This is a genomic window from Pedomonas sp. (genome assembly GCF_036515995.1).
GTDB lineage: Bacteria > Pseudomonadota > Alphaproteobacteria > Sphingomonadales > Sphingomonadaceae > Pedomonas.
This window is the reverse complement of record NZ_DATBUP010000225.1, coordinates 1-13,518: the sequence shown is the minus strand read 5'-3', so window position 1 is coordinate 13,518 and position 13,518 is coordinate 1. Positions and strand designations below refer to the sequence as shown.

14 protein-coding genes are annotated in these 13,518 nt (G+C 66.7%); 6 read left to right on the top strand and 8 right to left on the bottom strand.

Going from position 1 to position 13,518, the window contains the following annotated elements; all coding sequences use genetic code 11:
* Positions 1–99: 99 nt before the first annotated feature.
* Positions 100–951: a pantoate--beta-alanine ligase gene (panC, locus tag VIG90_RS16510; RefSeq protein WP_414695517.1), complete on the top strand. Its 852-nt coding sequence runs from the start codon at positions 100–102 to the stop codon at positions 949–951.
* A gap of 301 nt (positions 952–1,252) precedes the next feature.
* Positions 1,253–1,585 (top strand): SEL1-like repeat protein, encoded by a 333-nt coding sequence (locus VIG90_RS16505; protein WP_331594617.1) that lies wholly within the window; start codon positions 1,253–1,255, stop codon positions 1,583–1,585.
* A gap of 18 nt (positions 1,586–1,603) precedes the next feature.
* Here VIG90_RS16505 and VIG90_RS16500 read toward each other — a convergent pair whose 3' ends face one another.
* The 6 genes from VIG90_RS16500 to VIG90_RS16475 all read right to left on the bottom strand — a co-directional run bounded on the left by VIG90_RS16500 (position 1,604) and on the right by VIG90_RS16475 (position 6,595).
* Positions 1,604–2,773 (bottom strand): GNAT family N-acetyltransferase, encoded by a 1,170-nt coding sequence (locus tag VIG90_RS16500; RefSeq protein WP_414695516.1) that lies wholly within the window; start codon positions 2,771–2,773, stop codon positions 1,604–1,606.
* A gap of 13 nt (positions 2,774–2,786) precedes the next feature.
* A complete protein-coding gene (locus VIG90_RS16495) occupies positions 2,787–3,605 on the bottom strand; it encodes a glycerophosphodiester phosphodiesterase family protein (protein WP_331594616.1) in 819 nt (272 codons plus the stop codon).
* A gap of 49 nt (positions 3,606–3,654) precedes the next feature.
* On the bottom strand, positions 3,655–4,113 hold the full coding sequence (locus VIG90_RS16490) for a RidA family protein (RefSeq protein WP_331594615.1): 459 nt from the start codon (positions 4,111–4,113) through the stop codon (positions 3,655–3,657).
* A gap of 168 nt (positions 4,114–4,281) precedes the next feature.
* Positions 4,282–5,646, bottom strand: a complete 1,365-nt coding sequence (locus tag VIG90_RS16485) for a DNA polymerase IV (protein WP_331594614.1) — start codon at positions 5,644–5,646, stop codon at positions 4,282–4,284.
* Positions 5,647–5,656: 10 nt separating this feature from the next.
* Positions 5,657–6,262 carry an HAD family hydrolase gene (locus VIG90_RS16480; RefSeq protein WP_331594613.1) on the bottom strand — a complete coding sequence of 202 codons (606 nt, stop codon included), beginning with the start codon at positions 6,260–6,262 and terminating at the stop codon, positions 5,657–5,659.
* A gap of 48 nt (positions 6,263–6,310) precedes the next feature.
* On the bottom strand, positions 6,311–6,595 hold the full coding sequence (locus VIG90_RS16475; RefSeq protein ID WP_331594612.1) for a DUF3572 family protein: 285 nt from the start codon (positions 6,593–6,595) through the stop codon (positions 6,311–6,313).
* 133 nt (positions 6,596–6,728) lie between these two features.
* Between VIG90_RS16475 and VIG90_RS16470 the strand changes: the two genes are divergently transcribed.
* The 3 genes from VIG90_RS16470 to VIG90_RS16460 all read left to right on the top strand — a co-directional run bounded on the left by VIG90_RS16470 (position 6,729) and on the right by VIG90_RS16460 (position 8,321).
* Positions 6,729–7,091, top strand: coding sequence for a response regulator (locus VIG90_RS16470; RefSeq protein ID WP_331594611.1), 363 nt, complete (start codon positions 6,729–6,731; stop codon positions 7,089–7,091).
* Positions 7,092–7,274: 183 nt separating this feature from the next.
* The gene (locus tag VIG90_RS16465) at positions 7,275–7,988 is read left to right on the top strand and encodes a hypothetical protein (RefSeq protein WP_331594610.1); all 714 of its coding nucleotides are present in this window, start codon (positions 7,275–7,277) and stop codon (positions 7,986–7,988) included.
* Between the two features lie 75 nt (positions 7,989–8,063).
* Entirely contained in the window at positions 8,064–8,321 is a 258-nt protein-coding gene (locus VIG90_RS16460; protein WP_331594609.1) for a hypothetical protein, read from the top strand.
* A 36-nt stretch (positions 8,322–8,357) separates the two neighbouring features.
* Here VIG90_RS16460 and VIG90_RS16455 read toward each other — a convergent pair whose 3' ends face one another.
* Both VIG90_RS16455 and VIG90_RS16450 read right to left on the bottom strand, forming a co-directional pair.
* Positions 8,358–10,370, bottom strand: a complete 2,013-nt coding sequence (locus VIG90_RS16455; RefSeq protein WP_331594608.1) for an elongation factor G — start codon at positions 10,368–10,370, stop codon at positions 8,358–8,360.
* A 194-nt stretch (positions 10,371–10,564) separates the two neighbouring features.
* Positions 10,565–11,776 (bottom strand): DUF418 domain-containing protein, encoded by a 1,212-nt coding sequence (locus tag VIG90_RS16450; protein ID WP_331594607.1) that lies wholly within the window; start codon positions 11,774–11,776, stop codon positions 10,565–10,567.
* A 365-nt stretch (positions 11,777–12,141) separates the two neighbouring features.
* Between VIG90_RS16450 and VIG90_RS16445 the strand changes: the two genes are divergently transcribed.
* Entirely contained in the window at positions 12,142–12,906 is a 765-nt protein-coding gene (locus tag VIG90_RS16445; RefSeq protein ID WP_331594606.1) for a helix-turn-helix transcriptional regulator, read from the top strand.
* Positions 12,907–13,518: the final 612 nt, after the last annotated feature.

The following is a 13,518-nucleotide window of genomic DNA, read 5'->3' as shown; positions in this document are numbered from 1 at the left end:
GTGCGTCCTGCTACGAACCTACTTGATTTGACCGCTGTTAATGCCGACACAGCGGGCGGTGTCAATGTTGGGCGCGGAAGTTGCGAAATGATGAACAGCCTGCAAATTGTCCGGACAGTGGCGGATTTGCGCAAGACGGTGAATGACTGGCGCAGCGCCGGGCTGCGTGTTGCGCTGGTGCCGACCATGGGGGCGCTGCATCAGGGTCATCTCTCGCTTGTCGAGGCCGCCAGGGCCAGGGCAGATCGTGTTGTAGCAAGTATTTTCGTCAATCCGAAGCAATTCGGGCCGAACGAGGATCTGAGCCGCTATCCGCGTCAGGAAGAAAAAGACGCCCAGATGCTGGAAGGCGCCGGCTGTGACGTGCTGTTCCTGCCCACGGTTGAGGAAATGTACCCGGAAGGGTTCGCCACCAACATCAGCGTGTCGGGCGTCTCCTCCGGCCTGTGCGGCGATGACCGCCCCGGCCATTTCGACGGCGTGGCGACCGTCGTCACCAAGCTGCTGAACATGGCCCGCCCCGACATCGCCATCTTCGGCGAGAAGGATTTCCAGCAGCTTGCGGTCATTCGCCGCTTCGTGACCGACCTGAACATGGGCATCGAGATCATCGGCGCGCCCATCGTGCGGGAGGCGGACGGCCTCGCCATGTCCTCGCGCAACGCCTACCTGTCGGCCGAGCAGCGCGCCATCGCCGGCGCCTTGCCGAACGTGCTGGCGCAGGTGCGCGATCAGATCGCAGGCGGGGCGGACGTGGCCGCCGCGCTGGCCTCCGGCACGCAGGCGCTGCTCGAGGCCGGCTTTGCCAAGGTGGATTACCTCGAGCTGCGGGACGCCGCCTCGCTTGCGCCACTCCCGGCGCTGGACCGGGAGGCCCGGCTGTTCGTGGCGGCCCGCCTCGGCACTACCCGGCTCATCGACAATCTGGCCGTGCAGCCCGTGCTGGCCTGAAGTTCCTCGCTAATTTCCGCGCTGACGGCGCGAGGGGCAGGATATTTTCCTGTCCCTGCGCCCATTTGAGCAAAATACTCAGGTTATTGCCGGGGCCCGTCTTGGGGCGGGCTCGAGGGCGGGCTATGCTGCCCGTCGCCCGGCAGTTCCGGGCCTGAAGGACCGAGCCGCAACATGGTGGGTTCGGCGTTAACCATTTATTCTTAACCATAAGAGAAAAGTTGCACGTGCGGCACGACTGCCGCTCGAGTTCTGTGGCGTCCGGTTGTTGAATTCCCTCATGCAGCAACGGAGACGAGCAATGCCCGGGATGACAGCGTCCACCATTGCCCCTCAAACCCTCTCGCCCGCTTCCCAAGCCGATCCTCAGCGCAGTCCCGCCGTCGAACGCCTTCTGGCCGCCGCGCGCCGTGGCGACGCGCAGGCCTACTTCCAGCTGGGCTGCGCCTATTCCCTTGGCGATGGCGTTGATATCGACCTCATCGAGGCGCATCGCTGGTACAATCTGGCGGCCCTTGCCGGCCTCAAGGGCGCACAGGCGGAGCGCGCCGCGCTGGCGGCGGACATGGCCCCGGCGGATATCGCCGAAGCCCAGCGCCTTGCGCGCGAATGGCTGGCGAGCCTGGGGAACTGACCGGAGACGGGCGGCCGCTCAGTCGTGGTCGCCCTCGGTCTCGCCGCCACCCAAGGGCCCGCGGCGGAAGGGCGTGAACTGCCCGAGGTATTCGATGCCCGCCGCCACGGCCCGGCGCTCGCGGTCAAGGAAGTCGGCAACGGCGCGGCGCAGCGCCGGGTGGCCGATCCAGTGGGCGGAGTAGGTGGGCGTGGGCTCGTAACCCCGCGCCAGCTTGTGCTCGCCCTGCGCTCCGGCCTCCACGCGGGAGAGGCCGTGGCGGATGGCCCACTCGATCGCCTGATAGTAGCAGACCTCGAAGTGGAGGAAGGGGTAGTGCTCGGTGCTGCCCCAGTAGCGGCCGTAGAGCGTGTCCTCTCCGATGAGGTTGAGCGCCCCGGCAATGGGTTCCTCGTCCCGGAACGCCAGCACCAGCAGGGTCTGGTCGGCCATGGTCTCGGCCAGACGGGTGAAGGCGTCGCGCGTCAGGTAGGGGCTGCCCCACTTGCGCGCGCCGGTGTGCTGGTAGAACCGCCACATGGCGTCCCAGTGCTCCGGTCGCAGGTCGTCGCCTGACAGGCAGCGGATGTCGAGCCCGCTGGCAAGCGCCTCGGCGCGCTCCTTGCGGATGGCCTTGCGCTTGCGGGAGGCGAGCGTGTCGAGAAAATCCTGAAAGCCGGCATAGCCCCGGTTCTGCCAGTGGAACTGCTGATCGGTGCGGATCAGCCAGCCCGCGTCCTCGAACAGCGTCACCTGCTCGGGCGCGATGAACGTGGCGTGGGCGGAGGAAATCCCGCTGTTCTCGACCGCGCTGGCCGCCGCGGCCAGCAGCAGCGGCCCCGCCTTGGGCTCGGCGAGCAGCAGGCGCGGCCCCGGCACGGGCGTGAACGGCACGCAGGTCTGGAGCTTGGGGTAATAGTCGCCCCCGGCGCGTTCGAACGCGTCGGCCCAGCTATAGTCGAACACATATTCGCCGTTGCTGTGGGACTTGAGGTAGGCGGGCAAAATCCCGGCGATCGTGCCGTCCGCCGTGCGGGCGACGAGATGCTGCGGCTTCCAGCCGGTTCCGGCAACGGCGCTGCCGCTCTCTTCCATCGCCGCGAAGAACCTGTGGGAGACCGTGGGGTTGGCGGTGCCTGCGCAGCGCTGCCAGTCCGCCTCCGGGATGTCGGCGGCCTTGGCCACGATCTCCAGCGACAGGGCGGCCACGGCGCGGCGGCCCTCAGGCGGAGGCGAGCACGCGCGGGTCCTCGACCGGCGCGCTTGCAGGAAGATCGGGCTGGCTCGCAGCCTCTGTGGCGTAGATGTAATTGTCGGCATGCTGCTCGGCGACGGCGCGGTCGGCCTCGCTTCTCACTGTCCAGGCGAGCACGGGCAGCTTGCGCTTGCGGACGCGCAGGCGGTCGACAACCGGCGAGGGCAGAAGCTGGAGATCGACCGCGACGAAATCCGGCTGCGCCCGCCACATGGCCCAGAGCCGCCACAGGCGGTTGCGCGCCCACCACGGCAGCCCCTGATTGCGGCTGGTGGCGACGAACCCGCGCGCCACGCGGCGGGAGTTCTGCTTGAACCAGCGCAGGATGCGCGGATCGAGCGCGATGACGCCGATGGGCCCGCCGTAGCCCTCCATGGCGCGGCGGATGGCAAAGCACAGCGGCAGCGGGTCCTTGGGCGGCCGCCGGGCATCGATGAGAACGGGCACCTGCCCGCCGATCTCCAGCAGCAGCGCGGAGAGGGATTGCACCGTCTCGTCCGTCCCCTGCAGCTGCAGGGCCTGTATCCGCGAGGAGCTGTACTCCCGCACCTCGCCGCTCAGGCCGGTCAGCCGGTCGAGCCGGGCCTCGCCGAACACCACGGCGTCGTTGTCGAAGGTCAGCTGCGCTTCGAGCACGACGCCGTGGCCGGTTGCGATGGCTCGCTCCACCGCCCCCAGGCTATGCTCTATGATCCCGGCTGAGGGATCGGCCACGCCGCCGCGGGCAAAAGGCCGGGAGGTGACCCAAGAAGCGTAATCCTGAAGAAGGCGGTGTTTCGTAGACATTATCTACTCGACTCTCACTTCACCCGATGGTTCGGCAAAAGGCCGAAGATCAGGCGATCTCTACCATGGCATCTACTTCCACAGGAACGTTAAAGGGCAGTGAATTCGTGCCCACGGCGGTGCGGGCGTGCTTGCCCTTGTCGCCGAACACCTCGACCATCAGGTCGGAAGCGCCGTTCACCACCTTCGGCTGATCCGCGTAGGTATCAACGCAGTTCACGAAACCGCCAAGGCGCACCACGCGCACCACGCGCTCCAGATCGCCCACGGCGGCCTTCATCTGGGCGATGAGATTGAGGGCGCACAGGCGGGCGGCTTCGGTTGCCTGCTCGGTGGTCACGGTCTCGCCCACCTTGCCGTGCACGGCGATGCCTTCCGGGCCAAGCGGCAGCTGACCCGCGATCACCAGCAGGTTGCCGCTGATCACATAGGGAACGTAGTTCGCCGCCGGGGCTGCCGGGGTCGGCAGGCTAAGTCCAAGATCGCGCAGCCGTTGCTCAACGCTCATGCCATCCTCCTGAAAGTTTTCATCGAATATCTATAGGTTAACACAGGGGCCGGGGGGAAGCGGGTCCGGCAGGGCCACATGCGAATTCGCGCCCGATAGGGCAGCGCATGAGAGCCGGGCAGGTTCAAAGGCGGGCGGGTTCAAAGGCGGGCTCGTGCCGAAAGCCGCTCACTCCTCCGGCGTGCCGCCTCTCGGGCGCGGCGGCGCGGCTCCCGGCTTCAGGCCCAGCACGGTCGAGCCGAAGCGGGCGCGCACCGCATCCATGGCCGATTCCAGCTTCAGCCGCTTCTTGCTGTCCGTGCCCTGGGCCGCGCCCGGCGCGGGGCCGAAGTCCAGCGTGAGTTCGGATGTTTCGGCGGGCGGCGGGCAGACGGCAACGCCCACCCCCACAAGGCGGAAGCGGCGGCCGTCCGCCTCCTGCGCCAGCAGCGGCAGGGCGATGTCCAGCAGGTCGCGCGCGGTCTGGGTGGGGCGGGCGAGGCGGCGGGAGCGGGTGATGTTCTGGAAGCCCGCCGTCTTCAGCTTCAGCGTGACGGTGGCGGCGGCCAGCTTTTCACTGCGTAGCTGGCGGGCCACCGTGTCGGCGGCACGCCGGATGTGCTGCTCCAGCACCGCCGGGTCTGACACGTCGGTGGAGAGCGTGGTCTCTGATGACAGGCTCTTGCGCACCCGCTCCGGCGTGACGGGCCGGTTGTCTTCCCCGCGCGACAGCCGGGAGAGGCGCATGCCGTCCTCGCCCGCCGCGCGCAGCAGCCGGTCGAGCGGCATGGCCTGAATGTCGCCGATGGTGCGGATGCCCGCCCGCTCGAGGCGCGCCTGCGTTGCCGGACCCACGCCCCAGATGCGCGAGACGGAAAGCGGCGCGAGCCGGGTCTGCGCCTCGGCCCGGCCGATGGCGGAGAAGCCGCGCGGCTTGTCCATGTCCGACGCCAGCTTGGCCAGAAACTTGTTGTAGCTGAGGCCGATGGAAATGGTGATGCCCAGCTCCGCCTCCACCTCGCGCGCCAGCTGCATGAGTACGCGGGCAGGCGATGCGCCGTGCAGCCGCTTGGTGCCGGTCAGGTCGAGGAACGCCTCGTCGATGGAGACCGGCTCGACCAGCGGCGTCAGCGCCGTCATCTTCGCCCGCAGCTGGCGCGAGACCACCTTGTAGCGCCCAATGTCCGGCGACAGCACCACCGCGTTGGGGCAGAGTTTCAGCGCCTGGAACATGGGCATGGCCGAGCGCACGCCGTGAATGCGGGCGATGTAGCAGGCGGTGGAGACGACGCCGCGCCCGCCCAGGCCGCCAACGATCACCGGCTTGTCCCGCAGGTCCGGATTGTCGCGCTTTTCAACGGCGGCGAAGAAGGCGTCGCAGTCGATGTGCGCAAGGGAGAGGGTGTCCAGCTCCGGGTGGCTGGCCAGACGCGGGCTGCCGCAGGCAGGGCAGAGGCCGGACAGGCGGCCCCTGCCGTTGGCCCCGCTTCTGGCCCTGCCTTTAGGATGATCTCCCGGGTCCGTCAGGCAGTCCCGGCAGACGGCTGGGATCATGGGTGCGGCCTTAGCGGCTGAGGGTGGCGAGGGCCCACGGCAGGGCCTCGTCCCACGTCGTGAAACGGGCGTTGGCGTCCGCGCAGACGGGCACGAGCTGCTGCACACGCGGATCCGCCACGAAATGCAGGCGGTTCACGTCCGGGCAGATGCTGGCCACCGACTCATGGTGCAGCGACAGGTCATCGACGAACAGCCACGGCCCGGTGCAGGTGGCGGCCAGTTCCTTCACCGCCTTGCCCTTGAGGCCGCGGTTGGACAGCACCCGGTAGGGCATGCCCGCTGCAGCCAGCGCCCTGGCGCGGCGCTCACGGTGTTCCTCGTCGATGTTGGTGAGAATGACGATATCGGCCACGTCGCTGATGGCCTTCAGCGCGTCTGCGGCCCCCGGCATCAGCGGGGCCTCTTCCAGATGCGCCTCGAAGAAGCTGAACAGCATGTTGCCCACGGCGTGCCGGTCCGGATACGCACCGGTTTCCACATGGCGGATGTTGCCGGTGAACTCCAGGCTGTCGAACGAGAGGGCATAGCCTTCGCGGCCGAGATAGGCCTCGAACGGTGCAATGAACTGGACCAGAACCTCATCGCAATCGCAAATCAACAGGGGACGCGGCATGGCGGCTTTGCTTTCCTTCAGCGCTGCGGGTCTTCGGCGTGTGACCGCTCAATACTCCCGATACGCCGCCCCGAGCGCATCGGCGGCTTCGGCAATCTCTTTTGGCTCAAGTCCGGCCCGCCCGGCAACCGCCAGAAGCGAGGGCTCGTGCTCCAGCAGGAAGCCGAGGGCGGCGGCCAGCGTGGTGCGCTCGCCCAGACTTTCCCGCAGGCCGTCCGCATCGAGCCCGGTCAGGGTCAGGAAGCGCGGGCCGAGGTCCGCATCGCCCGCAATCTCGACGATGCAGCGCAGGGCCACCACTTCGGCCGCCTCGATCTTCTCCGATGAAGACATCCTCTATCCCTCTTAGTGATGGTTCCTTAATCTTGCTATGATTAACAAGACGCCCGGTGTTACTCATATGGCGAGCCGAGGCGTGACGTCAGCGATCAATTCAGCGATCCATGGGGCCATCAAGGGGAAGGCCGTGTCGAAAACCATACTCGTCGTAGAAGACAACGAACTCAACATGAAGCTCTTCTGCGACCTTCTCGAGGCCCACGCGTTCGCGACCATCCGCACCCGCGACGGTCGCGCCGTGCCGGATCTTGCGCGCGAACACAAGCCCGACCTCATCCTCATGGACATCCAGCTGCCGGAAGTCTCCGGCCTCGAGGTCACGCGCTGGCTGAAGGAAGACGAGGAGCTGAAGCACATCCCCGTCATCGCCGTCACCGCCTTTGCGATGAAGGGGGACGAGGAGCGCATCCGCGAGGGCGGGTGCGAGGCCTACATCGCCAAGCCGATCTCCGTTCAGCGCTTCATCGAGACGGTCCGCCAGTTCGCCTGAGGCCGATTCGCTCAGAGATTGCATCCGGCACTTTCACGGCACCGACATTTCGACTCAAGCGTTGAACTTGCAACGAAAGATCAATCCGGATTTTTACGCTCGATTTCACCCGGGCGCGGTGTCGTCTGATTCCCTGCGCCGCGCCTCCTTGCTTCCGGTTGGGTTCTGATGCAGGAACGTTTCATGTCTGAAAAACTTAACTTTTCCTCCATCATCGAGCGTGGCTTCACCATTCTGGGGCGCAATCTGGCGGGCGCGCTGCTGCTGGCCATTCTGCTGGCCGGCCTGCCGGGAATGTTCCTGCAATCGCAGTTTCCAACATCTGGCCAGCTGCCGCAGAACCCCGGGCCGCTGCTGCTGGGGTCGCTGCTGGCCTCCATCGGGCAGGCCCTGCTGGTGGGCACGCTGCTCTATGCCGTGTTCCGCCACATGCTCGGTCTGGCGGCCCCCGGTTTCGGGACGCTGTTCAGCTATGGCATCCAGATTTCCGTGCCGGGCATTCTCGTCGCGCTGGCGGTGGCCTTCATAACCGGCTTCGGGCTGGTGCTGTTCGTCGTGCCGGGCATCATCGCCATGCTCATGCTGTACGTGGCCGTGCCCGCCGCCGTGATGGAGCGCCTGTCGGTGATGGCGGCCCTGCGCCGGAGCTACCAGTTGACGGAGGGGTATCGCTGGGTGCTCCTGAGCTTCCAGATCATCGTGTGGGTCGTCTCGTTCCTGCTGGGCTGGATTGTTGAAGTGCTGTTCCGCCCGCTTGGCGTCTCGATGGTTGCCGGCGTCGTGGTTGCCAGCCTCGCGGCGGCCTTCACCTCCATCGTCGTCGGGCTGATCTACCATGACCTGCGCCGCATGAAGGACGGTGCGACAGCAGAGGACATGGTCCAGGCCCTGAAGTGAGGCTAGAGCAGCTTTCGAGCAGGGTGTCATGCCCTTCGCTTGCGCACGCACGTATTGAACCAGGGGAGAGTGGCCGTGGGCCGTTTCTTGATCGTCGCTTCGCTGCTGGCTTTTCTGGCGGCGGTGGTCGTGTTCGTCGTCATCTCCTGGCAGCAGATGGGCGTGGTGCAGATGTCGGGCCATGGCGTCACGGCCCTGATCGCGGGCGTGGTGCTGTCTCTGGTGGTTGGCGGCGGCCTGATGGCCCTGGTGTTCATCTCGGCGCGGCGCGGGTATGACGACGCGGCGGACCGCCGCGGCTCCCGCTCCCACAAGCCTGACCAGCAGGACTGACCCCTTCCTCCTGCCGGGGAGCCTCCCGGCTCCGTCCTACTCTGCCGCCTGCTGCTTGACGACGTTGTCCGCCAGCCGCCCCGAAAGCTCGGCGCGGTGGTGGAACTCCGCCGTGAAGGTGCCTGCGCCTTCCGTCAGCGAGCGCAGCTCGATGATGAGGTCGTGCATCTCCGACTGGGGAATGTGCGCCTCCACCGTGTCCCAGCCGGTCCAGCCGGGCCGGGCGTCGAACCCGAGGATCTGGCCGCGCCGGGTCGTCACCACCTGATTGGCCTTGGCGGTGTAGCCGGACGGCACGTGCAGTTTCACAGCAAGGATGGGCTCCAGCAGCACGGGCGAGCATTCCGGCAGCGCCTCGTTGATCGCCATGCGTCCGGCGATCTGGAACGCCATGTCTGATGAATCGACGGTGTGGAACTTGCCGTCCACCAGCGTCACCCCCACGTCCAGCACCGGAAAGCCCAGCGGGCCGCGCTTCAGCCCGTCACGCACGCCCGCCTCCACCGCTGGGATGTACTGACGCGGGATCGCGCCGCCGGTGATGGTCTCGCTGAACTCGAAGCCCGAGCCCGGCGGCAGCGGCCGCACCTCGATGGTCACGTCGCCGAACTGGCCGTGTCCGCCTGACTGCTTCTTGTGGCGGGCATGGTGGCGCACGCCCTTGCGGATCGTCTCGCGGTAGGGGGTCTGGGGCTGGTGCGTCTGCACCGTCAGCCCGTACTTGGATTTCAACCGCTCCACCGCCACGTTCAGGTGCACCTCGCCCTGGCCGCACAGCACCAGCTCGCCGGTCTCGCTGTCATGGCGGAAGGTGAGGGAGGGGTCCTCCTCCACCAGCCTGGCCAGCGCGCCGGAGAGCTTCACCTCGTCTCCCCGGTTGGTGGCGGTCAGCGTCAGGGCATAGACCGGCGGCAGCATGGCGGAGCGCACCAGCGGCGGCTGGCCGAGCGTGTCTCCGGTGTGCAGGTCCTCCAGCTTGCCGATGCCGACGAAATCCCCCGCCTGCGCGCCGGGCACCTTCTCGGGCGCGCCTGCGCTCAGCCGGAATATGCTGCCCAGCTTGTGCCCGTCCACCGTGTCGCCTTCCTTCAGGCTCCCGCGCAGGATGCGGGTGGCGGAGATCTTGCCGGCATGGGTGGTGTGGAAGGTCTTCAGGATCAGCCCGAGCGGGCCGCCTTCCGCCGTCAGCCCCAGCCGCTGCTGGGTTTCGCGAAAGCCCGGCAGCTCGTGGCGCAGGGCCTTCAGGAAGCGGCGCACGCCCTCGTCCAGCGTTGCGGCGGTCAGGAACACCGGCACGATCTTGCCCTGCTGCACGTCCAGCGCCAGATCGCGGAACACCGCGTCCTGATCGGGCTGGATGTCGCTCAGCAGGTCTTCCATCAACTGGTCGTCGAAGTCCGCCAATTTCTCCAGCATCTCGGTGCGCTCCTGCAGGTAGCGCTCGCGCACGTCGCCCGGAATGTCCACCACCTCGGACGGCTGGCCGGGCCGGTACACATGAGCGCGGCTTGCCGCCAGATCGACGAAGCCGGTGATCTGGTCGCCTTCCCGCAGCGGGATGTGCCGCAGCAGCACCGGCGCGGCGGAGACCTGCGTCAGCGCCTCGCTCGCGGCGCGGATCGAGCCGGCGGTCTTGTCGATCTTGTTGAACACCACGAAGCGCGGCAGGCCCAGCGCCTCGACCGCCTGAAACAGCGGGGAGAGGGCATGGATGCGGGCGGCATCCGCCTCCGCGACGATGACGGCGGCGTCCACGCCCTGCAAAATGCTCATGGTTTCCTGCAGGAACTCAATGGAGCCGGGGCAATCGAGGAAAACATAGCGCTCGCCAAGGTAGCTGGCCTCGGCGATGTTCACCTCCACCCCCATGGCCCGCGCCTTCGCCTCGGCAGAGGTGTCTCCGTAGAGCCGGGTGTTCGCGCCGCCCGCGCCCTTCCGGCTGAGAGCCCCGCTCGCAACGAGAATGCTCTCGAGCAGCGCGGTCTTGCCGGATTGATAAGGCCCCACCAACGCAACGACACGCGCTTCCCCGGTTCCGAACGAGGCCATGTTCTTCTCCCCTTGCGAGTAGCTCCCCTTTCTCTCGTTCCCGGTGGTCCGGTTCAGCGCCGGCGTCCGGGTTGCGGGCAGCCTGCTATCTTGAATGGACTATAGCGCGCCCGGCAGCATGAAGCGAATCCGCCAGCCGCATTCTTCACCGAAATACGACTGTTCAGGTGGTTCTGCCCCCGTCATGTCCCCCGTCATGTCTTGCGGCCGGGCAGGCGGGTGAGCCAGCGCCACAGCCATTCCAGCGGCCCGGTGCGGTAATGGCGCAGGTAAAGCGTGCTCAGCACCAGCTGGAGCGGCCACACCGCAACGGCGAGCAGCAGCAGCCCCGCCCAGCCGAGCGTGCCGAACAGCCCGAGGCCGAAACCGGGGAACAGGATGAACTGCCCGAGAATGGTCTGGCCGATGTAATTGGTCAGCGCCAGCCGCCCCACCGCCGCCAGCGGCCGGAGCACGCGGGTGTCGCCGTAGCGCGCGGCAACCCACTGCCACACCAGATAGAACAGCCCCACATGCCCGAGGGTAATGGCGCAGCGGCTGATCTGATAGCCGGGGGTCACGCCCACCGGGCCGGTCAGGAACCCGATCTCCTGCGCCTCGTAGCCCAGCCAGATGCGGATCGGCAGGCCGACGCCATACCCCGCCAGCGCCAGCAGCAGGTAGGTCCGCCGGGAAGCGAGGCCCTGCAGCACGCCGCGCCCGGCCAGCCCCGCGCCGATCAGCATCATGGCGAAGGCATCGGCCACCCACCAGATAACGAAGGGCGTCAGGTTCCATTCCTTGGAGATGGCCGCCAGCTTGCGGGCGTTGTCCATGTAGCCGCCCAGCCGCTCGGCGCGCTCCTGCGCCCACGCGCTGTCGAACCGCGCGGCGTGTTCGGCGGCATCCGGCAGGCCGGGCAGCGGGCCGCCCAGATGCACCGGAGCCCACATCAGGAAGGCCAGCGCGAAGATGAAGACGAGCCCCGCGCCGATGAGACGACGGGCCTCCCAGTCCCGCAGCGGGTAGAGCGCCAGCGCGGCCAGCCCGTAGATGAACAGGATGTCGCCCGGCCACATCAGCACGTAGGCGTGGAACATGCCGAACACGATCAGCCAGAAGGCGCGGCGGTAGTAGAGCGCCATGGCGTCTTCTTCCGGCAGGTCTTCGCTCGCCTCCAGCCGCTGGAGGTACAGCACGAAGCTGGCCCCGAACAGCAGGGAGAGCAGGCCGCGCATGGTGCCTTCGATGAACAGCGTCTGGAACCACCAGGCGATCTGGTCGGCGGTCGTCCAGCCCAGCAGCGGCGGATACTCCTCGCCGTGCAGGCTGCCGCCCATGCCGATGATGTTGATCAGGAAGATGCCCAGGATCGCCAGCCCGCGCAGCGCGTCCATGCCGTGGTAGCGCGTCGGTGTGCCGGCCATCCTGTCCCCCCGGCGGCCTGGAGCAGCTCTCTCACAGGGTGAAACACCCTGCGGCTCAGAAAGTGCGACCAGCAAAAGATTTAAGAGCCCCGACCCGACCTCGCCGGATCGGTAAAGGCTCCAATTGTCCAGCCTATCTAATACGTTAGGGCATTTTCATCAGGTGGCAAGGCGGTGGTTCGGGGGGTGTGTTGCTACGCGATAAAAGGCTATTTCTGGCAAATAGCTATTGACTGCGTAGAAAAATGCCTGAAATCCTATTGAAAGTAGAAGCTACCGACGTTGAGGGAGCGTATGGTGGCGCTGTGTGGAGGGCCCGTCCGGGAGTGCATCCGGGGCGGGCGTCAGGTTGCTGGGGGAGAAGCATGAAAAGTTTCGTGGATCAGTTTGGTTACGCCATCCAGACCGTTGCTGACATTCGTCCGGCGGCGGAGCTGATGCGCGACGCTGCGGCCGCGATGGGCGGCTTTCGTGTTGCTGCGCTCGACAACATCTCGACCGGCAGCGCCATGCTCGATGAGGACGGGCGGGACCTGTCCGACTCGGTGTTCGGCTGGCAGGCCCGCGAGCGCTGGTGGGTCAACGGCCGGGCGCTGCGCATGTCTCCAATCATCCGCGCCTGCCGCTACGAGAGCGAACCCTTCTGGGTGAACGCGCAGGGCATCTACGGCCCCCAGGCCTCGCCCTACCTCGAGAACATCGACCCGTCCGACCTGGAGAAGCTGACCAGCCGCCGCTCGGTGCTGATCGTGCCGGTGCACCTGCCGTTCGCCCGCATCGGCGTTGCCGCCTTCTACCCCTCCGATGCGCGGGACGACCTGTCGGACGTGTACGAGACCTACGCGGATGATCTGGCCGTCTTGGTTCACCGCTTCATCGCCGGTTACGCCAAGGTGCGCCGCGGCCAGCGCCAGCTGCCGGACGACGGCGGCCTGACCAAGCGCGAGGTGGAATGCCTGCACTGGGCGGCCGTCGGCAAGACCGACCGGGAGATCGGCATGATCATCTCCCGCAGCCACGCCACCGTGCGCTTCCACATCAAGAACGCCGCGCACAAGCTGGACACGGTCGGCCGCTGCCACACCATCTTCAAGGCAACCCAGCTGGGCTATCTGGGGATTGCTCAGTAGTCGCGGGGAAACGGGTTATTTCGTGGGGGTCTGTAACCCCCACACCCCCTTCGTTTCAAAGGGCCGCGTCCGGCACAAAGGGCGCGGCCCTTTTCTTATGGTTGGGTTGCTTGTTTGCGCGCCTCGGTTGGGGATCTTTGCATGAATAGGTAATAACCAAGCATTTATAGGAATGAACTTGACATTAACTAGGTAATTACCTATCTTCTCCCTGTCGACAGTGAGTCGGTAGCGTTTGGGTAGACGATGGCAGCGACGCCATGGCGGAAGCACCGCGATGAGCCTGCTCGTCAGAGCAGCAGGTGCTCACCCGCCGGGGAGGGAGCGTTCTTTCCTGACCCGCATGAGGCGTATCTTGGGGCTTCCTCCGTGCGATGTCGCGGCTGGAGGAAGGAAGGCGTCGCAGTGATCATCGCAGGCTGCATGAGGGCGTTTCCGCCCGAACGTAGCACCGCGCCCGCCCACCGCTATTGAGCACAGGGCGGCCGGACGTGGTGACAAGGCCGGTCAAGCCGTCAGGGTAGGGGTTTTAAGGGTTCCCCGCCGGGGGGACGAGGGTCGTCTAGCGTTCAGTGTGCAAAAGCGTTCCGGCCCTGCGCTCTCCCGCGCGGG